We start from the raw sequence: 23,557 nt of genomic DNA on the forward strand, positions 1-23,557 counted from the left end.
TGGTCGCCGTTTTGCTTTAAGATAACCGCCCTTTTGTGCCGTGCCGCCCCGCACCTGTCCCGCTTCGGAGTCCATACCATGACGGCCCACGCCGACCTTTCGCCGACCCTGCAACTTGCCTGCGATCTGATCCGTCGCCCATCCGTGACGCCGATCGATGCCGACTGCCAGAAGCTGATGATGCAGCGCCTGGGCGATGCAGGCTTCAAGCTTGAGCCGATGCGCATCGAAGACGTCGACAACTTCTGGGCCACCCACGGCAAACACGAAGGCCCGGTACTGTGCTTCGCCGGTCACACCGACGTAGTGCCGACCGGCCCGGTGCAAGCCTGGCAAAACGACCCGTTTGATGCGCTGATCGATGAGCACGGCATGCTTTGTGGTCGTGGTGCTGCCGATATGAAAGGCAGCCTGGCCGCCATGCTGGTGGCTGCTGAGCGCTTCGTCGCCGACTACCCGGACCACAAGGGTTCGGTCGCATTTCTGATTACCAGCGACGAAGAAGGCCCGGCCCATCACGGCACCAAGGCGGTGATTGAGCGTTTCGCTGCCCGCAACGAACGTCTGGACTGGTGCATCGTCGGCGAACCGTCGAGCACCACGCTGGTGGGTGACGTGGTTAAAAACGGCCGGCGCGGCTCGCTGGGCGCCAAGCTCACCGTGCGCGGTGTGCAAGGCCATGTGGCCTACCCGCATCTGGCCAAGAATCCGATTCATCTCGCAGTACCCGCACTGACCGAACTGGCCGCCGAGCACTGGGACAACGGCAACACCTTTTTCCCGCCGACCAGCTTCCAGATTTCCAACCTCAACTCCGGTACTGGCGCGACCAACGTGATCCCCGGTGATCTGGTAGCGGTGTTCAACTTCCGCTTCTCGACCGAATCCACCGTTGAAGGCCTGCAAAAACGCGTGGCGGACATTCTGGACAAGCACGATCTGGACTGGCACATCGAGTGGGCGCTGTCCGGGCTGCCATTCCTGACCGAGCCAGGCGCTCTGCTGGACGCGGTATCGTCGAGCATCAAGCAGGTGACCGGCCGCGAAACCAAAGCCTCCACCAGCGGCGGCACGTCCGACGGGCGCTTTATCGCCACCCTGGGCACGCAAGTTGTAGAGCTGGGGCCGGTCAACGCGACCATTCACCAGGTCAACGAACGGGTTCTGGCCAGCGATCTTGATGTGCTGACCGAAATCTACTACCAGACCCTGATCAAGTTGCTCGCCTGATGCTTGCCTGCCCAATCTGCTCCGAGCCGCTGCATGCGGTCGACAATGGCGTGGCCTGCCCAGCCGGGCATAGCTTTGACCGTGCCCGCCAGGGTTATTTGAACTTGCTGGCAGTGCAACACAAAAACAGCCGCGACCCTGGCGACAACCAGGCCATGGTCGAGGCCCGCCGCGACTTTCTCAACGCTGGCCATTACGCACCGGTGGCCAAACGCCTGGCGGAATTGGCAGCCGAGCGCGCACCGCAACGCTGGCTCGACATCGGCTGTGGCGAGGGTTACTACACCGCGCAAATCGCCGAGGCGCTGCCCAACGCGGATGGCTACGCGCTGGATATCTCCCGCGAAGCGGTCAAGCGCGCCTGCAAACGCAACCCGCAACTGACCTGGTTGATCGCCAGCATGGCCCGCGTGCCTATGGCCGACGCCAGTTGCCAGTTTTTGGCCAGCGTATTCAGCCCGCTGGATTGGCTCGAAGCCAAGCGCCTGCTGACCCCGGGCGGCGGCCTGATGCGTATCGGCCCAACCCGCGGGCATTTGATGCAATTGCGCGAACGACTGTACGACGAAGTACGCGACTATGCCGACGACAAACACCTGGCCCTGGTGCCCGAAGGCATGCAGTTGCAACACAGCGAAACCCTGGAGTTCACACTCAGCTTGAGCGAATCCCAGGATCGCGCCAACCTGCTGGCCATGACCCCCCATGGCTGGCGCGCCAGCGCCGAGCGTCGGGCCCAGGTCATCGAACACCCCGAGCCTTTAGTGGTGACGGTTTCGATGCGCTACGATTACTTCGTTCTTCAATAACCAACTTTACGGTCAGGGGCATACGCCCTTGATCCGATTAATCCGCGAGTGGATTTTTCAGACCCACAGTGAGGACATCCATGCGCCAACCCGATATCGAGATTTACCTGAAAGAAGCGGTCACTTACAAAGACGTCGAAGCCTGGCTCGCGAAAGTGCTGGGCCCGTGCACGGAATGGAAAAAGAAAGGCGAAACCTGGAAGTGTACCGCAGGCGACGTACCCGTTACCTGGATGCCAAAAGCCGTCGGCAAATGGAACAGCCTGTATCTGGACAGCGATAAAACGCCGTGGGAAGACGACATCACTTGCGCCCACGCAGCCTTTAAAGCGCTGAACGTGGAAGTACGTTGCGCGCCGGGTAGCTGGGTCGAAGAACAGGGCGAGGCCGACGCCGACCGCTGGATTCGTATCAGCGAAGACGGCCAGGAAGAAATCACCTGGAAAACTGGTTCCTGAGTGCCGTAGCAGCTGCCGAAGGAACGAAGCTGCGTTCGGCGGCGAAGCCGTCGTAAAGTCAGGCCACGCGCAGGCTCAGATAAGCTGCGCGCTCACGTTCTACAACGGCTTCGCCGCCGAACGCAGCCTCGTTCCTTCGGCAGCTGCTACAAGGCTGGCGTTACAACCCCACTACATCCTCGGCCTGCAAGCCCTTGTCACCGGTGACCTGGGTGTATTCGACCTGCTGGCCTTCAGCCAGACTGCGATGGCCTTCACCGCGAATAGCGCGGTAATGCACAAACACATCAGCCCCGTTTTCACACTGAATAAAGCCGTAGCCCTTGGCATCGTTGAACCACTTCACATTGCCTGTTACGCGCGTTGTCATGGAACCTTTCCCCCTTTTTATTATTGATCGGGCTCGTTAATTGGCCCTTTGAGAACTATCGTTTAACGCTGATCTTTGAAGATTCGGTCTTACGCACAATCGCGAAAGAACACCGAGTATAAGTCAGGCAAAAAAACACTCAATCAATATTAGTTCGCCGCTTTTTTGCCGATTTTCCGGAGATACGGCAAACTACCCGACCGAGTAAACACTCGTTTAATCCACTAACGCAGAAGCCGTATGACCCCCTCCCCGTTCCGCCGCCTTGTATTTGGCGCCCTGCGTCGCTTGCTGTACCTGTGGGTGCGCTCGGAGACGATTAATCAGTCTTCCCTTTCCCTGAACCTGGATCGCAGCCGACCGGTGTTCTATGTGTTGCAATCGCCTTCGCTGACCGAACTGGCCGTGGTCGACACCGAATGCTCCAAGGCCGGTCTGCCGCGCCCGGTATTGCCGGTCGCCGTGGGCGAGATGATTGAGCCTGCCGCCTTCTTTTACCTGACCCCCGAGCCAGACTGGCTGGGCCGTCAGGACAAGCGCGGGGCACCGCCGGTGTTGACCCGTCTGGTCGACGGCCTGACCCACAATCCGGGCGAAGATGCGCAAATCATTCCAGTCAGCGTGTTTTGGGGCCAGTCCCCGGACAGCGAATCGAGCCCCTGGAAGCTACTGTTTGCCGACAGCTGGGCAGTGACCGGGCGCCTGCGCCGCATGCTGCGGATCCTGATACTGGGCCGCAAAACCCGCGTGCAGTTCTCGGCACCGATTCATTTGCGCGAACTGATCGACCTCAACAAAGGCCACGAACGCACCGTGCGCATGGCCCAACGCATTTTGCGGGTGCACTTTCGCAACCTGAAAACCGCCACCATCGGCCCCGATCTGTCGCACCGTCGCAACCTGGTCAAGGGCCTGGTCAACGAGCCTGCCGTGCGCCAGGCGATCCTCGATGAAGCCGAGCGCGAGAACATCTCGCCGGACAAGGCCCGAGCCCAGGCGCTGCGCTACGCCAATGAAATCGCATCCGACTACACCTACACCGCGATCCGTTTTTTCGAAGTGCTCCTGAGCTGGTTCTGGAACAAGATTTATGACGGGGTCAAGGTCAACCATATCGAGAGCGTGCAAAAGGTCGCCCAAGGCCACGAAATTATTTACGTGCCGTGCCACCGTAGCCATATCGACTACCTGCTGCTGTCCTACCTGCTGTTTCGCAATGGTCTGACCCCGCCGCATGTCGCCGCCGGGATCAACCTGAACATGCCGGTACTGGGCCGCCTGCTGCGTCGGGGCGGGGCTTTTTTCATGCGCCGCACCTTCAAGGGCAACCCGCTGTACACCTCGGTGTTCAACGAATACATGCATACCTTGTTCACCAAAGGTTTCCCGGTGGAGTACTTCGTCGAAGGCGGTCGCTCCCGCACCGGGCGCATGCTGCAACCGAAAACCGGAATGCTGGCCATCACCGTGCGCAGCTTCTTGCGTTCATCGCGTACACCGATTGTGTTTGTACCGGTCTACATCGGCTACGAGCGCGTACTCGAGGGTCGTACCTACTTGGGCGAATTGCGCGGTGCGAGCAAGAAGAAAGAATCGATTTTCGATATTTTCAAAGTAATTGGCGCCCTTAAAAAACAGAAGTTCGGTCAGGTCGCGGTCAACTTTGGTGAACCGATCAAACTCGCCGAGTTTCTTGAACAAGAGCAACCGGGCTGGCGCCAGCAGGAACTGGCGCCGCTGTATCGCCCGGAATGGTTGAGCCCAACCACCAATCGCCTGGCTGAAAAGGTTGCTCAGCATTTGAATGAAGCGGCAGCCATCAATCCGGTAAACCTGGTGGCGCTGGCCCTGCTTTCCACCACCCGACTGGCACTGGACGAACAGGCTATGGCGCGGGTGCTGGATCTGTATCTGGCCCTGCTGCGCCGCGTACCCTACTCGCCGCACACCACCTTGCCCGAAGGCGACGGCCGGGCGCTGATCAACCATGTGAAAGACATGAACCTGCTCGCCGAGCAAAGCGATGCGCTGGGCAAAATCCTTTATCTGGATGAGCAGAACGCAGTCCTGATGACCTATTACCGCAACAACGTGCTGCATATTTTTGCATTGCCTTCGTTGCTGGCCAGCTTCTTCCAAAGCGCCTCGCGCATGAGCCGCGAACAGATCCTGCGCTACACCCACGCACTGTATCCGTACCTGCAATCGGAGTTGTTTATCCGCTGGTCAGCGCAAGAACTCGACGGCGTGGTCGACCAGTGGCTCGAGGCTTTTGTCGAACAAGGCTTGTTGCGCTTCGAAAACGGCGTGTACCTGCGCCCGGCGCCAAGTTCGCGGCATTTTGTACTGCTGACCCTGTTGTCCAGGAGCATTGCGCAAACCCTGCAACGCTTCTACATGGCCATATCCTTGCTGCTCAACAGTGGTCAGAACACCTTGAGCGCCGAAGAACTGGAAGATTTGTGCACCATGATGGCCCAACGGCTTTCGATCCTGCACGGGCTCAACGCTCCCGAGTTTTTCGACAAGAGCCTGTTCCGCCACTTTATCCAGACATTGCTTGAAGAAGACGTACTGCGCCGTGATGCCAGCGGTAAGTTGAGCTACCACGAACTGCTCGGCGAACTGGCCGAAGGCGCCGCCAAACGTGTATTGCCGGCCGAAATTCGCTTGTCGATTCGCCAGGTTGCCTTGCACCGCAGCGAAGACCCACAAGAGCAGCCGCCGCTTGCGCTCGAAAAAACATCTTGATAGGAGCTCCCCATGAAAAAAGTACTTTTACTCAGCCTCACAGCCCTGCTCGGAGCCTGTAGTTCCATGACCTCAGCCCCGCAAGCGTCCCTCGACGGTGAAGTGTTTTACCTGCAACGTATTGCCCTGCCGCCTACGGCTACACTGGAAGTGAGCTTGCAGGATGTCTCGCTGGCCGACGCTCCGGCGGTAACGCTTGCCAAGCAAAGTGGCCAAATCAACGGTCAGGTGCCACTACCGTTCCACCTGACTTATGACCCGGCGCAGGTCAAGCCCGGCCATACCTATGCGGTGAGTGCGCGGATTGAAGAGAATGGCCAGTTGCTGTTTATCAGCACTGAGCGCAACAGCGTCGACCTGAATGCAAAAACCCTGCAACCGATCCGTTTGCGTGTGGATCAGGTTCGCTAATCAAGGAGTTACCCCATGCTGCGTCCTTCTCTACGTTTCGCGGGCCTGTGCGCAGGCCTGCTGATTTCGGCCAACGCGCTGGCGTTGTCGTTGAGCGATCTGTCGCAAAGCGATGCCACTGGCGGCCTTAAAGACGCCCTGACCCAAGGTGCGCAGATTGCGGTCAAGCAACTGGGTACCCCCGGTGGTTTCAGCAACAACCCCGAGGTCAAGATCGAGTTGCCGGGCAACCTCGGTAAAGTCGCGAAAAAGATGAAGCAATTCGGCATGGGCGCTCAGGTCGACCAACTTGAAACCAGCATGAACAAGGCCGCAGAAGCGGCCGTGCCACAAGCCCAAGTGTTGTTGGTGAATGCGGTGAAAAACATGAGCGTGGCAGATGCCAAGGGCATCCTCACCGGAGGCCAGGACTCAGCCACCCAGTACCTGAACAAAAGCAGCCGCGAACAGATCCGCGCCAAGTTCCTGCCAATCGTCAAAGCCGCCACGGACAAGGTTGGTCTGGCCCAGCAGTACAACGCATTCGCAGGGCAAGCGGCCACGCTGGGTGTGGTGGACGCCAAAAGCGCCAATATCGAAAGCTACGTGACCGAAAAAGCCCTGGATGGCTTGTTCGAAATGATCGGCAAACAGGAAGAAACCATCCGCCAGAACCCGGCAGCAGCAGCTACCAGTTTGGCCAAGAAGGTGTTTGGGACGCTTTAAGAGCAACCCTAGCCCCCTCCCGGAGGGAGAGGGGACTGACCGAGCTGTTGTCGGATTCAGTGCAGTATCTTCAGACTGCTGTGGCGCTCCAATATCCCCCAATCGGCCCCCTCACCCTCGGGGAGAGGGTTGGGGTGAGGGGCTTTTGCCTTTAAACCTTCCTCACCTTGAACCACGCCGCATACAAAGCCGGCAAAAACAGCAGGGTCAGCGCAGTCGCCACGATCAGCCCGCCCATGATGGCCACCGCCATCGGGCCGAAGAACACGCTGCGTGACAGCGGGATCATTGCCAGCACCGCCGCCAGCGCGGTCAGCACAATCGGGCGAAAACGCCGCACCGTCGCTTCAATAATCGCCCGCCACGGGTCCAGCCCCGCCGCTTTGTCCTGCTCGATCTGATCCACCAGGATCACCGAGTTGCGCATGATCATCCCCGACAGCGCAATGGTGCCCAGCATCGCCACAAAGCCGAATGGCTTGCCGAACAGCAGCAGGAACAGCGTCACACCGATCAAGCCCAACGGCGCCGTCAGAAACACCATCACCATGCGCGAGAAGCTGCGCAGCTGCACCATCAACAACGTCAGCACCACCACGATAAACAGCGGCACACCGGCTTTCACCGAGTCCTGACCACGGGTGGAGTCTTCAACGGTGCCGCCCACTTCCAGCAAGTAACCATCCGGCAACTCGGCGCGTACATCTTCAAGGGTCGGCAAAATCTGCTGTACCAAAGTTGCGGGTTGCTCCTTGCCATAAATGTCCGCACGCACGGTCACGGTCGGCAGACGGTTGCGGTGCCAGATAATGCCCTCTTCAAAGCCATATTCCAGGGTCGCTATTTGCGACAGGGCAACGCTCTGGCCATTGTCGGTCGGCACTGCCAGGCTCGGCAGCAATGACAGTTCAGTGCGTTCGTGAGGCGTGCCGCGCAGCAGAATCTCGATCAACTCGTTGTCTTCGCGGTACTGACTGACGGTTGAGCCAAGCAAGGTGCTTTGCAAAAAGCGCGACAGGTTGGCCGTGCTCACGCCCAAGGCCCGAGCACGGTCCTGATCGACATTGAGGTACACCACTTTGCTCGGTTCTTCCCAGTCCAGGTGCACGTTCACCACATAAGGGTTGTCGCGAACCTTGGCCGCCACCTTGCGCGCCAGTGCCCTTACCTCTTCGATATGCTCACCGGTGACCCGGAACTGCACCGGATAGCCCACAGGCGGGCCGTTCTCCAGACGCGTGACCCGCGACCGTATTGTCGGAAACTGCTCGTTAAGGGTGCTAATCAACCAGGTGCGCAGGTTTTCGCGGTCCTCGATGGTCTTGGCCAGCACTACAAACTGGGCGAAGCTGGCCGCAGGCAACTGCTGATCCAGTGGCAGGTAAAAACGTGGCGAGCCGGTCCCGGCATAGGCCACGTAGTTGGCGATCCCAGGGTGATCCTTGAGCAGCGCTTCGAGCTGTTTGACCTGATCGGTGGTGTTGCTCAACGAAGCGCCTTCGGCCAGTTTCATATCGACCATCAGCTCCAGACGGCTGGACGCCGGAAAGAACTGCTGAGGGACGAATTTGAACAACACTACCGACCCCAGGAACAGCAGTACGGTCAGTGCTATCACGGTTTTGCGCCGCGTCACGCACCACTCCACCAGCCGTCGAACCCGCTGGTAAAACGGTGTCGCATAGGGGTCAGGCACGCCAGCTCCGGTGCCGTGCTTGGCGGCATGGATCTTCGCCAGATCCGGCAACAACAGCGCGCCCAGGTACGGCACAAACACTACTGCCGCAACCCACGACGCCAGCAGGGCAATGGTCACCACCTGAAAAATCGAGCGGGTGTATTCGCCCGTGCTCGACTGCGCCATGGCAATCGGCAAGAAACCCGCAGCGGTAATCAGCGTACCGGTGAGCATCGGGAACGCAGTGCTGGTCCAGGCAAAGCTCGCCGCCTTGAGCCGGTCGTAGCCCTGCTCCATTTTGATCGCCATCATTTCCACGGCAATGATCGCGTCGTCCACCAACAGGCCCAGCGCCAGCACCAGAGCACCCAGGGAGATTTTATGCAGCCCGATGCCGAAGTAATGCATAGCGGCAAAGGTCATTGCCAGCACCAGCGGAATGGCCAGCGCCACCACCATGCCAGTGCGTATACCCAGCGAGAAAAAACTCACCAGCAACACAATAACCAGTGCTTCCACCAGCACCTGCACAAATTCGCCAACGCTGGTTTTCACCGCCGCAGGCTGATCAGAGACCTTGCCCAATTGCATGCCGGCCGGGAGATGCTTCTGGATTCGTTCAAACTCGGTGTCCAGCGCCTTGCCCAGCACCAGAATATCGCCGCCATCTTTCATCGCTACAGCCAGACCAATTGCGTCCTGGCCCATAAAGCGTATACGCGGCGCAGGTGGGTCATTAAAGCCACGACGCACATCGGCCACATCGCTGATCCGCAAGGTGCGCTCACCTACGCGAATCGGGAAATGTTCGATCTCTTCGACCGTTTTGAAATTACCGCTGACGCGCAATTGCACACGTTCGGCCGGGGTTTCGAAGAAGCCCGCAGTCGATACCGCATTTTGCTCTTCAAGTGCCTTTTGCACCGCCGCCAGCGGCAAGCCCAGGGTTGCGAGCTTGAGGTTGGAAAGCTCGATCCAGATTTTTTCGTCCTGCAGCCCCAGTAGCTCGACCTTGCCTACATCCTTGACCCGTTGCAGTTGGATCTGGATGCGATCGGCGTAGTCCTTGAGCACTGCGTAGTCGTAACCTTCGCCGCTTAAACTGTAGATATTGCCGAAGGTGGTGCCGAACTCATCATTGAAAAACGGCCCCTGCACATCCGGCGGCAAGGTGTAACGGATGTCACTGATCTTTTTGCGGACCTGGTACCACAACTCCGGAATCTGGTTTGAGTGCATCGAGTCGCGTGCCATAAAGGTCACTTGCGACTCACCAGGGCGCGAAAACGAGACAATCCGTTCGTATTCGCCCGTCTCCATCAGTTTCTTTTCAATACGCTCAGTGACTTGGCGCGAGACTTCTTCAGCCGTGGCACCCGGCCACAGGGTTCGAATCACCATGGCTTTGAAGGTAAACGGCGGGTCTTCGCTTTGGCCTAATTTGGTGTAAGAAAGCCCGCCGACAATTGCCAGCAAAAGCATCAGGAACAGTACGATTTGGCGATTGCGCAACGCCCATGCGGAAAGGTTAAAACCCATGGGGATTACTCCTTCGCCGCAACATTGATCGCCCGGTTGGAGCGATCAATCGGCCGCACCTCCTGTCCCGGGTGCAACACATGCACCCCGGCGGCAACGATCCAGTCATCGGCCTTGAGGCCTTCGAGTACCGGCACGCTTTTCTCGCCAAACGGTCCTACACGCACGGGGACCTGCTCCAACTTGTTGCCCTGGCCGACGCGCCACACGTAGGCTGCACCGTTCTCGGCAGTCAAGGCCGACAAAGGTACCGACAACGTGCTGACGCCTTCGCTCTGAATAAAGACCCGGGCGCTTTGGCCCAATTCGGCAGGCACTTTGCCCGCAGTGAAGGCGATACGGGCAGCAAAGGTGCGCGACTTTGGATCGGCCGACGGTGACAGTTCTCGAATACGTCCACTGAAGCGCTGGCCGGGTTGCGACCACAGCTCCACCGCTACCGGCAAACCGATCTTGAAGCGGCCAAAGTCCTGCTCCGGCAGGCTGATCAGCACTTCACGTTCGCCATCGGCAGCCAAGGTGAACACCGTCTGCCCGGCGTTTACCACTTGCCCGACTTCGACCTGACGCTGAGCGATCACACCATCTTGTGGCGCACGCAACACGGCGTAGCTTGCCTGATTGCTGGCTACGTCCTGCTCGGCCTTGAGCTGCTGCAGCTTGGCTTCACCCGAGCGGTAGAGGTTTTCGGCGTTGTCGAACTGCGAACGGCTGACCATCTGCCGATCCAGCAGGGTCTTGTAGCGATCGCGTTCAGCCCGTACCAGATTCAGGTTGGCCTGCCCGGCGGCCACTTGAGCACGGGTAGCGTCCAGTTGCAGGCGTACGTCTTGCGGGTCCAGCTCGGCCAGTGGCTGATTCGCCTTGACCCGCTCGCCTTCGTCAACCAGACGTTTGGTGACTTTGCCGCCAATACGAAACGCCAACTGCGGGTCAAAACGGGCCCGCACCTCACCAGGATAACTTTGGTTCGCCTGCGCCGAAGGCTGCGGTTGCACCACCATCGCCGGGCTAATGCTGATTTTGGCAGGCTCTTCATGCCCACACCCAGATAATAAAAAAACCAGACACAGAGGCACAGCGCGGGGCAAGGCATGGCGCAACATGGTGACGACCTTTCGCTAATGGGGCTTGGAATATTTATACTGACCAGCATGTTATTAATACTAAACTCACCAGTCCAGTAATAAACGGATATGCCTGACCATCATTTACCCCCCAATGCCCTCGGCCGCCCCAAGGACCTGGCAAAACGCCAGTCGATCCTTGACGCCGCCAAAACCCTGTTTTTGACCAATGGCTATGCCAATACCAGCATGGATGCGGTTGCAGGCCTGGCGGGCGTGTCAAAACTGACGGTCTACAGCCACTTCACCGACAAGGAAACGCTGTTTTCTTCGGCGATCATGTCCAAATGCACTGAGCAATTACCGGAACTGTTTTTTGAATTACCCGCAGGCAAGCCGATAGAGGCGGTGCTGTTGAATATCGCCCGCGGCTTTCAGGGGCTGATCAACAGTGAGGAGTCGCTGAACCTGCACCGCCTGATGGTCACCCTGGGCAGCCAGGACCCCAAGCTGTCGCAAATTTTCCTCGAAGCGGGCCCCGAGCGCGTGGTTCACGAGATGGAGGGGTTGTTGCGCAAGATCGATCAGAGCGGTGGGTTGCAGATAGACGACCCTCACTACGCGGCGGAGCACTTCTTCTGCATGCTCAAGGGCGCACCCAACTTTCGCCTGCTGTTTGCCGGCGGCGAGCCGCCGGGCCCCGAAGCGAGCGAGGCCCATGTACAGGAGGTCGTGGGGATTTTCATGCGGGCTTATCGGCCGTTCCTGTAGACACTCGGTTGTTGCTCCCGTGGGAGCGAGCCTGCTCGCGAAGGCCGTTCGCGAGCAACCACGGTTAAGGTTCTCTGCTGGCGCTGCCCAAGCTTTGTATCAGGGCTTCAACGCCTTCTTCGGATAAATATCGTATCGGCTCGATTTGCCATCCAATGCATGGCTCGGCTTTGGCCCTGCAATGCACGGTGCCTTGCGTGGGCGCTTGACCACCACCCGGTGAGTCGCCAGCGCCAGCGCCGCTTCAAGCAGGGCCGGGGCATCATTGTCATCACCGACTAACGGGCGAAACAGGCGCATCTCTTTCTTCACCAACGCGGTTTTCTCACGATGCGGGAACATCGGGTCGAGGTAGATCACCTGCGGCGGTTCGCCTTCCCAGTTGCGCATCACTTCAATCGAATTGCCTTTAAGCAAGTGCATGCGCGACACGATAGGCGCCACTTCAAAATCATCCAGGCCACGAGCCAGGCCGTCCTCAAGCAGCGCGCCAATCAGTGGTTGGCGTTCGATCAGGCTCATTTCACAGCCCAGACTCGCCAGAACGAACGCATCCTTGCCCAAACCCGCTGTGGCATCCAGCACCCGCGGGCGTACGCCCTGCTGGATGCCTACCGCCTTGGCAATCATCTGCCCGGTCCCGCCGCCGAACAAACGACGATGGGCCGCGCCGCCTTCCACGAAGTCGACCCGCACTGGCCCCGGCGCATCCGGGCCCAGTTGCTGCAATTGCAAACCCTGGGCGCTCAACTGCAAGGCGAACTGCGCATCCGGCTCGTCCAGAGGCAAACCCAGGCGCTCAGCCCATTGCTCGGCCAGGGCCTGATAGGCCTCGTCCAATGCCTCGACTTTGATACGACAGCCCGCTGCTTGCTCAATCATCTAAAAACACGCCCAAAAATTTAATGATCGGCAAAGACTGCCGATAAATGAAATATCCGCCATTTTGCCAGAGCCGGGCGTTGTCCGAGAGCTATGTCAGACATTCATTCCACATCCATCGGCTTTATTGCGCCAATTGGCGACTTTGGCCGACACAATTCGCAGATCACGGGCAGCGTCAATCACCTGTGGAAGGACTTCTACGCCCAAGCATTGGCAGAACAGTCCGGCACTGAAGAGTTTGCAGCGATAGATGTGGCCAACCTGGCCAGGGATGTAAATGCCGAGCCCCGTGGCGGGAGTGAGGTACTGGGTACTATCGTGACCCAGCGCCATTGCGAAGTTCAGGACACCGAGCTGCGCCCGCCGCAAGCTCTGTTTTTGCCCATTGCCGAATTCGAACTGGACCTGCTGCCACCGCCAGCCGTGCCCTACCCGGCTGAAGATCTTATCGCCCAACAGCAGCAACAGAATTTCAACAAGACCTGGGTGCGGCCGCTGGTCATGGCACAGGGACATCCGCTGCCCGCCCTAGGCCCGGGGCCTGAGCCACGCCCACTGCATCTGCCGATTGCAGAATTCGAGCTGGACCTGTTGCCACCCCCTGCCGAGCCATTCGACACCATGACCCTGATCGAGCAACAACGGGCAATGGACTTCGATCTGGGCTGGGCCCGCCCATTGGTGGTCAACAACCTGCGAATGGCGGCTTAAAGCAGGCCCAACTGTTCCACCGCCGTCTGCTGATGCAACTCAGGCAGTGCGGGCAGCCCCGGTAACCTTGCACTCAGTTGCCGATGAAAACGCCGCGCCAGTTCAGGCGCGCGGTGATTGTCCGGCGTGTGCAGAAACACATATGGCGTGCGCCCTTCCTCGATCCAGCCCGCGACTTTTTCAATCCAGGGCAACAAATACGGATCATTGGCCTCCAGCTCCGGGCGACCAATAAACCGCACCTGCGGGAATTGCGTGAAGGCTGCCGGGCGCGGAGGCACTTTGGGCTTTTTCGATTGCGCGTGAAGCACCGCAGGATCGGTCGAGGTGCAACTGAACAGTGCGCGCGGATCAAGGCAGATACGCTCGACCCCGCGATCCATCAGCAGGCGATTGAGCAAGCGCTCGGCATCGCCCCTGGCAAAGAACTCCGGGTGACGCACTTCAACGGCCAGCGGGCACTCCAGAGCGTCTATAAAGCTCACCAGCTCGGCCAAACGATGAGGGCCGAAGCTAGCCGGTAGTTGTAGCCAAAACGGCGCTACGCGTGCTCCCAAGGGCCGCAACAACTGCAGGAAGCTTTCTGCTGCCGGTGTTTGCTCACGCAAATCACCGCCATGGCTGATTTCCCTCGGGAACTTGGCGGTAAAGCGAAAGTGTTCCGGCAGGCTTTGCGCCCAGCGCTCGACCGTGGTCGGTGCGGGCCTGGCATAGAAGGTAGTGTTGCCTTCGACGGCATTGAAGACCTGCGCATACAAGCTTAGAAAATCGGTCGAGCGAGCGTTCTGCGGGTACAGGCCTTCGCGCCAGGCGTTGTCACTCCAGGACGGGCAACCAAGGTAATAAGGCAGAGGTAATTGAGTCATGGCTCAAATATACAGGTCCAGCCCTAGCACTTGGGTTTCCCATTCAACAAAGCCTGCGGTGGTCAGGTAGCTGGCAAGGGCACTGGCTGCGTTTTTGCTCATGGCACGTTGGAAGATCATGTCCTGGGAGCGCACTGGCAACTGGCTGATGCGGTCGCTGGATGAGGACGTACGGGTAGCTTGCGGAGCGCTTTCGAGCGGAACTTCACTGTCCTCAACCGACTCATCAAGCAGCGGCTGGCCTTTACGCGGCTTGCGCTTGATCGGGTAGGACTGGGAAGAAAAGCCGTCAATGCGCATGGCAGCAAGCTCGGTAGCGATAGTTACAATTTAGCGGCGCCAGGCTGACTAAGCAAATGAGCCAGCGATTGGTTGCGCGGTGCAAACAATATGCGTAGCAGCTGCCGAGGTACGAAGGCTGCGTTCGGCGGCGAAGCCGTCGTGAATTCAAGCGCCCCAGTGTGTCAGATACAATGAGAGCTCAGGTTTTACGACGGCTTCGTACCTCGGCAGCTGCTACAGGGCAGCGGGGTTTAGCGCTCGGCTTTGGGTGTCGCCACCTTGTCACGCAGGTACACCGGCTGCGCGTCATCGGCGCGGATGGCTTCGCCACGGGCCCAGGCAAATCGGGCCAGGGTCAGCAGGTCTTCAGCGTGGGGCAACATGCCCGCATCCATCGCGTACGGCTTGACCTGCAAACGCTCGGCGTAACCCCAGCCAGTGCCCGCGCCAAACCAGTCGCCTGTGGCGCCATCGGGCAAGGTGGCAGCCTCGGGCGCCAAGACGGCTTCAGCGCCTTGCAGACGCATTTCCCCCGCCTCTTCGCGATAGCAACCCCAATACACTTCATCCATCCGCGCATCAATGGCCGACACCACCTGGGTCGCGCCGTGCTCGCGATGGGCACGCTGGGCCAGTACCGCCAGGTTGGAGATCGGCAACACCGGGCGCTCCAGCGCAAAAGCCAAGCCCTGGACCACGCCAATGGCAATACGCACGCCGGTAAAGGCACCAGGCCCACGACCAAAGGCAATGGCATCGACTGCCGACAGCTCGATACCCGCCTGAGCCAACAGCTCTTTAATCATCGGCAACAGCTTTTGCGCGTGCAGGCGCGGGATCACCTCGTAGTGGCTCGTGACCTTGCCATCGTGCAACAGGGCAACAGAACAAGCTTCAGTCGCGGTATCCAGGGCCAGCAAGGTGCTCATCGGTGTTCCCGTCAGAATCAGAATTGGAAATAGTGCAGCAGTATAAACAACAACAGCCCGCAAGCGGGCTGTTGTGATGACGCAAAATCGACTTATCAGCTCAACGCTTCAAGCACCTTGGCAGTGATCGATTCTACCGAGCCAACGCCTTCAACGTGGCTGTACTTCGGCTTGCCATGGGCAGCAGCCAGCTTCTGGTAGAAGTCCACCAGCGGCTTGGTTTGCGAATGGTAAACCGACAGGCGATGACGAACGGTTTCTTCGGTGTCGTCCTTGCGCTGTACCAGGTCTTCGCCAGTGGCGTCGTCCTTGCCTTCAACCTTTGGCGGGTTGTAGACGGTGTGGTAAACGCGGCCCGAAGCTTCGTGTACACGACGGCCAGCAATACGCTGAACGATCTCTTCGTCTTCTACTGCAATTTCCAGCACGTGGTCCAGCTCGACACCGGCTTTGACCAAGGCTTCAGCTTGCGGAATGGTGCGCGGGAAACCGTCGAACAGAAAACCGTTTACGCAGTCCGGCTGAGCAATACGCTCTTTGACCAGGTTGATGATCAGGTCGTCGGAGACCAGACCACCGCTGTCCATTACGCCTTTGGCGATCAGGCCCAGCTCGGTGCCGGCTTTAACGGCTGCACGCAACATGTCGCCAGTGGAGATTTGCGGGATGCCAAATTTTTCAGTAATGAACTTTGCCTGAGTACCTTTACCGGCCCCGGGAGCTCCCAGCAGAATTACGCGCATCGATGTGCTCCTCAAATTTTTTATTTAAATGACAACAGACTCGCCTCTTTGGGCCAGTCTCAAAATCGGGTTATGGCCATCAAAACGGCCAAGGGCTGATCAAGATACACAGCAGGCCCGGCCCACACAAGACGCCAAAAGTAGGAAAAATTACAGCTAAACGGGCCTGTGCGGCCGGGTGTCACAGGTCTCAACCCCACAATAAAGTGTCGCGCCCGCGCAGGAATCGGTAGCAACTCTGCCCGGCCCCCACGCCCCCTGGTGCGACATTGGCCGCTCTTTTGCCTTAGCCGGTGTTGCGCAAGCCCGCCGCGATCCCGGCCACAGTTACCAGTAATGCCTGTTCCAGAGGGCTGTCCTGGGCTGCTTGCTGGCGACGCGAGCGCGCCAGAAGCTCGGCCTGCAATAGATGAAGAGGATCAAGGTAAGTGTTGCGTAAACGAATGAATTCAAGGGTCTCCGGGCTATGCGCCATCAACTGCGCCTGACCGGTCAAACCCAGAACCACCGCGCATGCCTGCGACAATAAGTCGCGTAAGTGCGCACCCAATGGCAGCAGTTCCGGGCTCACCAAACGCTCGTCGTAGAGCCGGGCGATATCGGCATCGGCCTTGGCCAGGACCATTTCCAGCATGTCGATGCGAGTGCGGAAGAACGGCCACTGCTCGCGCATTTGCGCCAACTGCTCGCCTTCACCGCGTGCCAGCGCCTGGCTCAACGCGGTTTCCCAGCCCAGCCAGGCGGGTAGCATCAGACGGGTCTGGGTCCAGCCGAAAATCCACGGGATAGCCCGCAGGCTTTCAATCCCGCCTGCCCGACGTTTGGCCGGACGGCTGCCCAACGGCAAACGGCCCAACTCCTGCTCCGGGGTGGATTGGCGGAAGTACTCGACGAACTGCGGGTTATCGCGCACCACCCCACGGTAGGCCTTGACCCCGTCTGCCGCCAACTCATCCATCAGCGCCCGCCAACCCGGCTCCGGCAGGGGTGGCGGGAGCAAGGTGGCTTCCAGTACAGCGGCCAGATACAGGTTCAGATTTTGCTCGGCGATATCCGGCAGGCCGAACTTGAAGCGAATCATTTCGCCCTGCTCCGTAGTACGGAAACGCCCCGCCACCGACCCCGGCGGCTGCGACAGAATCGCCGCGTGGGCCGGGCCACCGCCACGCCCCACGGTGCCGCCGCGACCATGGAACAACAGCAGCTCAACGCTTTGCGTACGGCAGATATTGACCAGGGTTTCCTGCGCTCGATACTGCGCCCAGGCCGCCGCCGTGGTGCCCGCGTCCTTGGCCGAATCGGAGTAGCCAATCATGACTTCCTGCGGGCCATGCAAACGGGCGCGATAACCCGGCAGTAACAGCAAACGTTCGATAACCGGACCTGCATTGTCGAGATCCGCGAGGGTTTCAAACAGCGGCACCACACGCATCGCACGCTCAAGCCCGGCTTCTTTGAGCAGCAGTTGCACCGCCAGCACATCAGAAGCGGCTCCCGCCATCGAAATCACATAAGAACCCAGCGAGGCCCCCGGTGCAGCGGCCACTTCGCGGCATGTCGCCAGGACTTCGGCGGTGTCGGCACCGGGTTTGAAGTAGCCCGGCAGCAGCGGTCGGCGGTTGGCCAGTTCGCGCATCAGGAAGATCAAGCGCGCTTCTTCGTCCCAGTCCTCGTAACGGCCCAGACCCAGATAGTCAGTGATTTCCGTCATTGCCGCCGTGTGGCGAGAGGCGTCCTGACGCACATCGAGGCGCACCAAAAACAGGCCAAAGGTTACGGCCCGACGCAGGCAATCAAGCAATGGACCGTCAGCAATGACACCCATGCCACAGGCATGCAGGGACTGATAACACAGTTGCAACGGCGCCAGCAGATCGCGATTGTCCTGCAACACCGCCTCGGGAGCGCTCTGGTTACTGCTCAGCGCGCTCTGGGCCCAGCTACGGGTAGCGCGCAGGCGCTCACGCAATTGCTTGAGCACGGCCCGATACGGTTCGCCGCTCTCCCCTGCTACGGCCAGCAACGCGGGCGTGGCCTGCTGCATCGAAAGGTCAGCCGCCAGTTTGTCGATATCGCGCAGATACAGATCAGCCGCCATCCAGCGCGCCAGCAGCAGCACCTCACGGGTCACAGTGGCCGTGACATTGGGGTTGCCGTCACGGTCGCCGCCCATCCAGGAAGCAAAACGGATCGGTGCCGCTTCCAGCGGTAAATGCAGCCCGGTGGTCGCATGCAGAGCCTTGTCCGCCTTGCGCAACATGTGCGGCACCGCGTGCCATAACGAATGTTCAATGACCGCAAACCCCCACTTGGCCTCATCGACAGGCGTGGGACGAGTACGACGGATTTCTTCGGTGTGCCAGGCTTCAGCGATCAACCGCTGCAGGCGCTGTTCGATCTCGGTTTTTTCCGCGAGGGTCAGGTCACGATGGTCCTGGGCAGCCAGTTGCTCGGCAATTGCATCGTACTTTTGAATCAAGGTACGCCGGGTCACTTCAGTGGGATGTGCGGTGAGCACCAGCTCGATTTCCAGACGGCCTACCTGACGCGCCAGCGACTCGGCACTATGCCCCTCGGCCAGCAGACGCTCGAGCAACTGCGGCAACACCAGCGCCTCGAAAGGCTCGGCCTGCCCCTCTTCACGCCGGTGGATGAGCTGGTACTGCTCGGCGATATTGGCCAGGTTCAAAAACTGGTTGAACGCCCGCGCCACCGGCAACACTTCATCGTCGCTCAGGGCATCCAGAATCGCACTCAACTCTTCGCCTGTAGTGCCGCGCCGATCGGCCTTGGCTCCCCGGCGAATAAGCTCGATCTTGGCGAGAAATTCTTCGCCGTATTGGTCACGAATCGTATTACCCAACAGCTCACCCAGCAGGTGAACATCATCGCGCAAGCGTGCATCAATATCGGTCATCAGCAGTTTCTCCAGCGGTATCCGGGGACAGCTCGTGCCCCAAGAGTGCGTTGCAAACGCTGTTTCTGGCAAGCCATCCGCGCCGCCGTACCAGAAAAATGCGCTGACCGAACGGTCAGAATTCTTTTAGGCCATATGCCATCTTTTATTGAACTATTCAAAAAACGCTCCGGTCACAGCCATTAACCATCACCGCTGGAACTCGTGTTCCAACACTCCGGGTGACGCCACCAGTCGTGATGGAATTTGCTGTTTCTAAGGAGTTTCCCAATGGAGTTGAAGACCATGATGACCCGCACTGTCAAAACCACCTCACCACGCCTGCGCGGGCTAAAACTGGCTGCGCTGGCAATCGGCACCAGCTTCGTTTTGGCTGGATGTGCTGGCAACCCGCCGTCGGAACAATACGCAGTGACTCAGTCGGCCGTGAATAACGCCGTGAGCGCGGGCGGTACTGAATATGCGCCGGTGGAAATGAAGTCTGCCCAGGACAAGCTCAAGCAAGCCGAGCTGGCCATGCATGACAAAAAATACGACGAGGCCCGACGCCTGTCCGAACAAGCTGAGTGGGACGCTCGCGTAGCAGAGCGCAAAGCCCAGGCGGCCAAAGCCGAGAAAGCTGTTCAGGATGCTCAGAAAGCCGTGCAGGAATTGCGTCAGGAAGGCATGCGCAGCGTTCAGTAAACGCTGCTGTTTTTTCACTGCACCCGACGACACAGCATTCCTAATCGATAGAAAGGACTAAATATCATGCGCAATACAGTACTGATCCCTGCCCTGTTGGCCCTGAGCGTTGGCCTGGCGGCGTGCTCGCACCAGCCAAACGTCAATCTGGAAAACGCCAAGACCAACTTCTCGGGCCTGCAAACCAACCCTGAAGCCACCAAGGTTGCAGCGCTTGAAACCAAGGACGCCAGCGAATGGCTGGACAAGGCTGAAAAGGCTTATCTGAACAAGGAAGACGAGTCCAAGGTCGACCAGTTGGCCTATCTGACCAACCAGCGTATTGAAGTGGCCAAGCAAACCATCGCGTTGCGCACCGCTGAAAACAACCTGAAAAATGCCGGTGCTGCACGCTCCCAGGCATTGCTTGATGCCCGTGATGCGCAGATCAAGCAACTCAAGGGCATGAACGCCAAGCAAACCGAACGCGGCACGCTGGTCACCTTTGGCGATGTGCTGTTCCAGTTCGGCAAGTCCGATCTGCAACCCAATGGCATGCGCAATATCAACACCTTGGCTGAGTACCTGGTCCAGAACCCGGATCGCAAGGTGATTGTCGAGGGTTACACCGACAGCGTCGGTTCGGCAGCTTTCAACCAGACCTTGTCTGAGCGTCGTGCCGAGTCTGTGCGTAATGCTCTGGTGCGCAAGGGTGTAGACCCAACCCGTATCGTGGCTCAGGGTTATGGCAAGGAATACCCGGTTGCGAGCAACGCCACCGATTCGGGGCGAGCTCAGAACCGCCGCGTTGAAGTGACCATCTCCAACGACAACCAGCCGGTAGCACCACGTTCCTCGATGCAATAAGCCCATGCAAAAAGCCCCGCCTGAGCGATCAGGCGGGGCTTTTTGCTTCTGTACGAACGCGGGCAACTCTGCGTAGCAGCTGCCGAAGGCTGCGTTCGGCGGCGCAGCCGTCGTAAACACTGAAAGCACGGTTTAGCTGAAAAAACGCGAGTTCAGGTTTTACGACGGCTGCGCCGCCGGACGCAGCCTCGTTCCTTCGGCAGCTGCTACAGCTTCGGTGTTTCCTGGCCCAGGCAACGCACCGCTTGTTTCTTGTTATTGACCAATACCCCGGTCAGGCCCTTCTGCTCGGTGTCGAACAGTACGATGATGCCGTCGATGCACTGCGCCACCTGGTTGGCTGGCGTGAGCGAGACTTTGTAGTCTTCACCGGGAATGGTCTTGAGCATGGTGAAGTCGCTGAGCAACAACGCATCTTCAGGCTTGGCGAAGTGCAGATAGCCGTAGTACCACAGAGCACCCACGGTGCCGATGATGCTGCAGATACCTGTGATGATCAGGGGGATGGCGTTGCGTTCTTCACTCATTGTTGGCTCTCGGCTTCAAGTTCGGTGTTCGGTGAGGCGGGGTAGTTGGGAATTTCGCCCAAGCGCCGCACGCCATTAAAGTGTTGCGGGTCATCCAGGTAGCGCAGCATCACCTGACGCCAGGTTGGGTCGGCAAACGTCTGGACGTGACCGCCACGCGTCAGTTGCAGCACCTTTGGCGGGGGCGCAGCTTGATACAGGCGCAAGCCATTGGAAAGCGGCACGATCGGATCATCCAGGCTGTGGAAAATCAGCAGCGGCACGCCGCCCATTTGCGGCATCGCATAAACCGCACTGTCGGCGTCGGGCACCAGCCATGACAACGGCACTTGCAACGGCCAGGTCAGCCAGGACGTGCTCAAGGCAAACTGCCCTACTTCGCGGTAACTGGCCGGAACGCCATCAAGCACCATCGCCTTGATTCGTGCCCGTTGCTGCGGATGTTCACTCAGGTAGTGCACGCCCATCGCGCCCCCCAGGCTCTGCCCCAGCACGATCAGTGGCTGACCTCGAGTTTGCGGTTGTTGCTGCAACCAGTCGAAAGCCGCGTCGATGTCCTGATACACCGCAGGCAAACCCGGTGAGCCCTGCGACAAGCCGTAACCGCGATAGTCGAGCATCAGCACTTGATAGCCCTGCTCTGGCAGCCAGGCAGTAGCGCCCAAGTGGTAAGCCAGGTTGCCGCCATTGCCGTGCAGATGCAGCACCGTGCCCTTGAGCGGCACGCCTTTTTTGGCCGGTAGCCACCAGCCACTCAGGCGCGTGCCATCGGCGGCAGTGAGGGTCACGTCACGATAGTCCAGGCCTGCCGCCGCCGGAGTAATCGGCTGGCCGGGCTCGGGGTAAAACAGCAATGAGCTGCATCCGCTGAGGGTCAACAGCAGGCAGAGTGCAGCCAGGGTTTTCATCTGAGTTGGCACCAGTTGCGAAGGTTGCATTACTTGTAGCAGCTGCCGAAGGCTGCGTTCGGCTGCGCAGCAGTCGTAAAACCGACAGACGCCGTTGACCTGAAACACCGCGAAACCCGATATTGCGATGGCTTCGCCATCGAACGCAGCCTTCGGCAGCTGCTACGGTTCACGGTGTACGTTACAAAATATTCGAGTAGTCCGCTTCAATACGGTCAAGGCTCAGGTGGTTGAGGAAGTTGGAGAAACACATCCAGGCCGAGAGCGCATTCATGTCGCGGAACTGATCCGGCAAGTATTTGGGCGCAACCACCAGCCCTTCATCCACCAACTGACGCAGGGTGCGCATGTCTTCCAGCGTGGTTTTGCCACAGAACAGCAGCGGCACTTGCTCCAGCTTGCCTTTACGCACGGCCAGCTGAATATAGTTGTAAACCATGATGAAGCCTTTGAGGTAGGACAAGTCTTTGGTGAATGGCAGGCCATTGGGCACTGATCCACGGAAAACTCGGCTCGCGTTGCCATAACTTTCTGGCATCTCAAAACCTTGCTCACGGAAGAACTCATACACCTGCATAAAGTCCGCGCCCTCCTCCACCATATGAATGGCGCGAGTGCGGTTGGTCAGCTTGCGCAGCCGGCTCGGGTAGGACGCAAAGGTGATGATTTCCATCAAAATCGCCAGGCCTTCCTGGGTCACCGTGGACGACGGCGGGCCCTTGGACAGAAAGGTACAGATTGGCTGGTTCAGACCGTTAAGCGTGGTACCCACATGCACCAAGCCCTCATGCACTTCCAGGGCCCGCACATCACGTTCGTTAAACATCGCATCGGTGCGGATCTTGATGTAATCGGCACCCGCTGCCGCGTCCGCAACGATGCCATCGGACTCAAACACCCGGATGGTTTCCTCTGCCTCGCCAAATACCTTGTTCAGGCGGCTTTGCAGCAGGTTCACCGCATCTTTGGCGGTCAGGGTCTTGGCTTCGTCCTTGAGCGCGCCGTGGCCGTCGATATTGTCCAGGTAGTCGGACATCATCAAGCCCAGATCGGCCAAGGTCGGATCACCGGCATGGAACGCGTCCGAGGCGGCGCCATACAGTTCCTGGGAAATCAGCCCGAAGTCTTCAGTACCGCGCGCTTCAAGCATGCGCACCACCATCCGGTACTCCTTGCACATGCGGCGCATGATCTGCCCGACCGGGTTGAACTGGCCCAGTTGGCGGGTGATGTCGCGCTCGATGTTCTGGAACTCGGATTTCACCGCGCCCGAGTCAAAGGACAACGGTCGCCCCAGATAATAATCACGGCTGACCGCAGGCATTTCCTTGCCTTTGGCCTTGAGAAACCCCTGGCGGATGCTGTCGTCCCACTTCACCGCATCCAGTACGCGAATCGGGGTTTGTGCCAACACGATGCGGTCAGACAAGGTGCGGATCGTGCGCTGGTAGTCGTCCACCGGCAGCTTCC

The 23,557-nt window shown here is 59.1% G+C and carries 22 protein-coding genes; 10 read left to right on the forward strand and 12 right to left on the reverse strand.

Features of this window, described 5'->3' with window-relative positions; all coding sequences use genetic code 11:
* Window positions 1-78: 78 nt before the first annotated feature.
* From dapE to U5A05_RS19200, 3 genes are all read left to right on the forward strand, one after another.
* Entirely contained in the window at window positions 79-1,230 is a 1,152-nt protein-coding gene (gene dapE, locus U5A05_RS19190) for a succinyl-diaminopimelate desuccinylase (protein ID WP_321834380.1), read from the forward strand.
* A complete protein-coding gene (locus U5A05_RS19195) occupies window positions 1,230-2,039 on the forward strand; it encodes a putative RNA methyltransferase (protein WP_321834381.1) in 810 nt (269 codons plus the stop codon). Before dapE ends, U5A05_RS19195 begins: the two co-directional genes overlap by 1 nt.
* Window positions 2,040-2,119: 80 nt before the next feature.
* Entirely contained in the window at window positions 2,120-2,497 is a 378-nt protein-coding gene (locus U5A05_RS19200) for a hypothetical protein (protein WP_261739463.1), read from the forward strand.
* Between the two features lie 160 nt (window positions 2,498-2,657).
* Here U5A05_RS19200 and U5A05_RS19205 read toward each other — a convergent pair whose 3' ends face one another.
* Window positions 2,658-2,867 (reverse strand): cold-shock protein, encoded by a 210-nt coding sequence (locus U5A05_RS19205; protein WP_261739464.1) that lies wholly within the window; start codon window positions 2,865-2,867, stop codon window positions 2,658-2,660.
* Between the two features lie 240 nt (window positions 2,868-3,107).
* Here U5A05_RS19205 and plsB point away from each other — a divergent pair, with 240 nt between their 5' ends.
* The 3 genes from plsB to U5A05_RS19220 are packed head-to-tail and all read left to right on the forward strand — an operon-like array spanning window position 3,108 to window position 6,734.
* Window positions 3,108-5,618, forward strand: coding sequence for a glycerol-3-phosphate 1-O-acyltransferase PlsB (gene plsB / locus U5A05_RS19210; RefSeq protein WP_321834384.1), 2,511 nt, complete (start codon window positions 3,108-3,110; stop codon window positions 5,616-5,618).
* 12 nt (window positions 5,619-5,630) lie between these two features.
* The gene (locus U5A05_RS19215) at window positions 5,631-6,029 is read left to right on the forward strand and encodes a YbaY family lipoprotein (RefSeq protein WP_261739466.1); all 399 of its coding nucleotides are present in this window, start codon (window positions 5,631-5,633) and stop codon (window positions 6,027-6,029) included.
* A gap of 15 nt (window positions 6,030-6,044) precedes the next feature.
* Complete coding sequence (locus U5A05_RS19220; RefSeq protein WP_261739467.1) at window positions 6,045-6,734, forward strand: DUF4197 domain-containing protein; 690 nt, start codon at window positions 6,045-6,047, stop codon at window positions 6,732-6,734.
* A 151-nt stretch (window positions 6,735-6,885) separates the two neighbouring features.
* Here the strand turns inward: U5A05_RS19220 and U5A05_RS19225 are convergent, their stop codons facing one another.
* Window positions 6,886-9,951, reverse strand: coding sequence for an efflux RND transporter permease subunit (locus U5A05_RS19225; RefSeq protein WP_261739468.1), 3,066 nt, complete (start codon window positions 9,949-9,951; stop codon window positions 6,886-6,888).
* 5 nt (window positions 9,952-9,956) lie between these two features.
* Window positions 9,957-11,057, reverse strand: a complete 1,101-nt coding sequence (locus U5A05_RS19230; protein ID WP_261739469.1) for an efflux RND transporter periplasmic adaptor subunit — start codon at window positions 11,055-11,057, stop codon at window positions 9,957-9,959.
* A 90-nt stretch (window positions 11,058-11,147) separates the two neighbouring features.
* On the opposite strand from U5A05_RS19230, the gene U5A05_RS19235 reads away from it, so the two are divergent.
* Window positions 11,148-11,789, forward strand: coding sequence for a TetR/AcrR family transcriptional regulator (locus U5A05_RS19235; protein ID WP_321834387.1), 642 nt, complete (start codon window positions 11,148-11,150; stop codon window positions 11,787-11,789).
* Between the two features lie 99 nt (window positions 11,790-11,888).
* Here U5A05_RS19235 and U5A05_RS19240 read toward each other — a convergent pair whose 3' ends face one another.
* Window positions 11,889-12,671, reverse strand: coding sequence for a class I SAM-dependent methyltransferase (locus U5A05_RS19240; RefSeq protein WP_261739471.1), 783 nt, complete (start codon window positions 12,669-12,671; stop codon window positions 11,889-11,891).
* Window positions 12,672-12,764: 93 nt separating this feature from the next.
* On the opposite strand from U5A05_RS19240, the gene U5A05_RS19245 reads away from it, so the two are divergent.
* Window positions 12,765-13,385, forward strand: coding sequence for an energy transducer TonB (locus tag U5A05_RS19245; protein WP_321834390.1), 621 nt, complete (start codon window positions 12,765-12,767; stop codon window positions 13,383-13,385).
* Here U5A05_RS19245 and U5A05_RS19250 read toward each other — a convergent pair.
* The 5 genes from U5A05_RS19250 to ppc all read right to left on the reverse strand — a co-directional run bounded on the left by U5A05_RS19250 (window position 13,382) and on the right by ppc (window position 19,122).
* Window positions 13,382-14,251: a DUF72 domain-containing protein gene (locus U5A05_RS19250; RefSeq protein ID WP_321834391.1), complete on the reverse strand. Its 870-nt coding sequence runs from the start codon at window positions 14,249-14,251 to the stop codon at window positions 13,382-13,384. The two genes, U5A05_RS19245 and U5A05_RS19250, sit on opposite strands and share 4 nt — an antisense overlap.
* Before the next feature lie 3 nt (window positions 14,252-14,254).
* Window positions 14,255-14,551: a hypothetical protein gene (locus tag U5A05_RS19255; RefSeq protein WP_261739474.1), complete on the reverse strand. Its 297-nt coding sequence runs from the start codon at window positions 14,549-14,551 to the stop codon at window positions 14,255-14,257.
* 233 nt (window positions 14,552-14,784) lie between these two features.
* On the reverse strand, window positions 14,785-15,462 hold the full coding sequence (gene tsaB / locus U5A05_RS19260) for a tRNA (adenosine(37)-N6)-threonylcarbamoyltransferase complex dimerization subunit type 1 TsaB (RefSeq protein WP_321834394.1): 678 nt from the start codon (window positions 15,460-15,462) through the stop codon (window positions 14,785-14,787).
* Window positions 15,463-15,557: 95 nt separating this feature from the next.
* Window positions 15,558-16,205 (reverse strand): adenylate kinase, encoded by a 648-nt coding sequence (gene adk / locus U5A05_RS19265; protein WP_261739476.1) that lies wholly within the window; start codon window positions 16,203-16,205, stop codon window positions 15,558-15,560.
* A gap of 286 nt (window positions 16,206-16,491) precedes the next feature.
* Complete coding sequence (ppc, locus tag U5A05_RS19270) at window positions 16,492-19,122, reverse strand: phosphoenolpyruvate carboxylase (protein ID WP_321834396.1); 2,631 nt, start codon at window positions 19,120-19,122, stop codon at window positions 16,492-16,494.
* A gap of 270 nt (window positions 19,123-19,392) precedes the next feature.
* Between ppc and U5A05_RS19275 the strand changes: the two genes are divergently transcribed.
* Both U5A05_RS19275 and lptF read left to right on the forward strand, forming a co-directional pair.
* Window positions 19,393-19,806 carry a DUF4398 domain-containing protein gene (locus U5A05_RS19275; RefSeq protein WP_395247637.1) on the forward strand — a complete coding sequence of 138 codons (414 nt, stop codon included), beginning with the start codon at window positions 19,393-19,395 and terminating at the stop codon, window positions 19,804-19,806.
* A gap of 66 nt (window positions 19,807-19,872) precedes the next feature.
* Window positions 19,873-20,652: a lipotoxin F family OmpA-related lipoprotein LptF gene (lptF, locus tag U5A05_RS19280; protein WP_261739478.1), complete on the forward strand. Its 780-nt coding sequence runs from the start codon at window positions 19,873-19,875 to the stop codon at window positions 20,650-20,652.
* A 206-nt stretch (window positions 20,653-20,858) separates the two neighbouring features.
* Here lptF and U5A05_RS19285 read toward each other — a convergent pair whose 3' ends face one another.
* From U5A05_RS19285 to U5A05_RS19295, 3 genes are all read right to left on the reverse strand, one after another.
* A complete protein-coding gene (locus U5A05_RS19285; protein WP_261739479.1) occupies window positions 20,859-21,179 on the reverse strand; it encodes a PA3694 family proteiin in 321 nt (106 codons plus the stop codon).
* On the reverse strand, window positions 21,176-22,087 hold the full coding sequence (locus tag U5A05_RS19290; RefSeq protein WP_321836537.1) for an alpha/beta hydrolase: 912 nt from the start codon (window positions 22,085-22,087) through the stop codon (window positions 21,176-21,178). Before U5A05_RS19290 ends, U5A05_RS19285 begins: the two co-directional genes overlap by 4 nt.
* 181 nt (window positions 22,088-22,268) lie before the next feature.
* Window positions 22,269-23,546 (reverse strand): flavohemoglobin expression-modulating QEGLA motif protein, encoded by a 1,278-nt coding sequence (locus tag U5A05_RS19295; protein WP_395247638.1) that lies wholly within the window; start codon window positions 23,544-23,546, stop codon window positions 22,269-22,271.
* Window positions 23,547-23,557: the final 11 nt, after the last annotated feature.

The organism is Pseudomonas kulmbachensis, from assembly GCF_963681935.1.
GTDB lineage: Bacteria > Pseudomonadota > Gammaproteobacteria > Pseudomonadales > Pseudomonadaceae > Aquipseudomonas > Aquipseudomonas kulmbachensis.

What these genes read in the sequence shown, in the direction of transcription:
- dapE (WP_321834380.1), top strand. Translation starts at nt 79, where the DNA reads ATGACGGCCCACGCCGACCTTTCGCCGACCCTGCAACTTGCCTGCGAT.
- U5A05_RS19195 (WP_321834381.1), top strand. Translation starts at nt 1,230, where the DNA reads ATGCTTGCCTGCCCAATCTGCTCCGAGCCGCTGCATGCGGTCGACAAT.
- U5A05_RS19200 (WP_261739463.1), top strand. Translation starts at nt 2,120, where the DNA reads ATGCGCCAACCCGATATCGAGATTTACCTGAAAGAAGCGGTCACTTAC.
- U5A05_RS19205 (WP_261739464.1), bottom strand. Translation starts at nt 2,867, where the DNA reads ATGACAACGCGCGTAACAGGCAATGTGAAGTGGTTCAACGATGCCAAG.
- plsB (WP_321834384.1), top strand. Translation starts at nt 3,108, where the DNA reads ATGACCCCCTCCCCGTTCCGCCGCCTTGTATTTGGCGCCCTGCGTCGC.
- U5A05_RS19215 (WP_261739466.1), top strand. Translation starts at nt 5,631, where the DNA reads ATGAAAAAAGTACTTTTACTCAGCCTCACAGCCCTGCTCGGAGCCTGT.
- U5A05_RS19220 (WP_261739467.1), top strand. Translation starts at nt 6,045, where the DNA reads ATGCTGCGTCCTTCTCTACGTTTCGCGGGCCTGTGCGCAGGCCTGCTG.
- U5A05_RS19225 (WP_261739468.1), bottom strand. Translation starts at nt 9,951, where the DNA reads ATGGGTTTTAACCTTTCCGCATGGGCGTTGCGCAATCGCCAAATCGTA.
- U5A05_RS19230 (WP_261739469.1), bottom strand. Translation starts at nt 11,057, where the DNA reads ATGTTGCGCCATGCCTTGCCCCGCGCTGTGCCTCTGTGTCTGGTTTTT.
- U5A05_RS19235 (WP_321834387.1), top strand. Translation starts at nt 11,148, where the DNA reads ATGCCTGACCATCATTTACCCCCCAATGCCCTCGGCCGCCCCAAGGAC.
- U5A05_RS19240 (WP_261739471.1), bottom strand. Translation starts at nt 12,671, where the DNA reads ATGATTGAGCAAGCAGCGGGCTGTCGTATCAAAGTCGAGGCATTGGAC.
- U5A05_RS19245 (WP_321834390.1), top strand. Translation starts at nt 12,765, where the DNA reads ATGTCAGACATTCATTCCACATCCATCGGCTTTATTGCGCCAATTGGC.
- U5A05_RS19250 (WP_321834391.1), bottom strand. Translation starts at nt 14,251, where the DNA reads ATGACTCAATTACCTCTGCCTTATTACCTTGGTTGCCCGTCCTGGAGT.
- U5A05_RS19255 (WP_261739474.1), bottom strand. Translation starts at nt 14,551, where the DNA reads ATGCGCATTGACGGCTTTTCTTCCCAGTCCTACCCGATCAAGCGCAAG.
- tsaB (WP_321834394.1), bottom strand. Translation starts at nt 15,462, where the DNA reads ATGAGCACCTTGCTGGCCCTGGATACCGCGACTGAAGCTTGTTCTGTT.
- adk (WP_261739476.1), bottom strand. Translation starts at nt 16,205, where the DNA reads ATGCGCGTAATTCTGCTGGGAGCTCCCGGGGCCGGTAAAGGTACTCAG.
- ppc (WP_321834396.1), bottom strand. Translation starts at nt 19,122, where the DNA reads ATGACCGATATTGATGCACGCTTGCGCGATGATGTTCACCTGCTGGGT.
- U5A05_RS19275 (WP_395247637.1), top strand. Translation starts at nt 19,393, where the DNA reads ATGGAGTTGAAGACCATGATGACCCGCACTGTCAAAACCACCTCACCA.
- lptF (WP_261739478.1), top strand. Translation starts at nt 19,873, where the DNA reads ATGCGCAATACAGTACTGATCCCTGCCCTGTTGGCCCTGAGCGTTGGC.
- U5A05_RS19285 (WP_261739479.1), bottom strand. Translation starts at nt 21,179, where the DNA reads ATGAGTGAAGAACGCAACGCCATCCCCCTGATCATCACAGGTATCTGC.
- U5A05_RS19290 (WP_321836537.1), bottom strand. Translation starts at nt 22,087, where the DNA reads ATGAAAACCCTGGCTGCACTCTGCCTGCTGTTGACCCTCAGCGGATGC.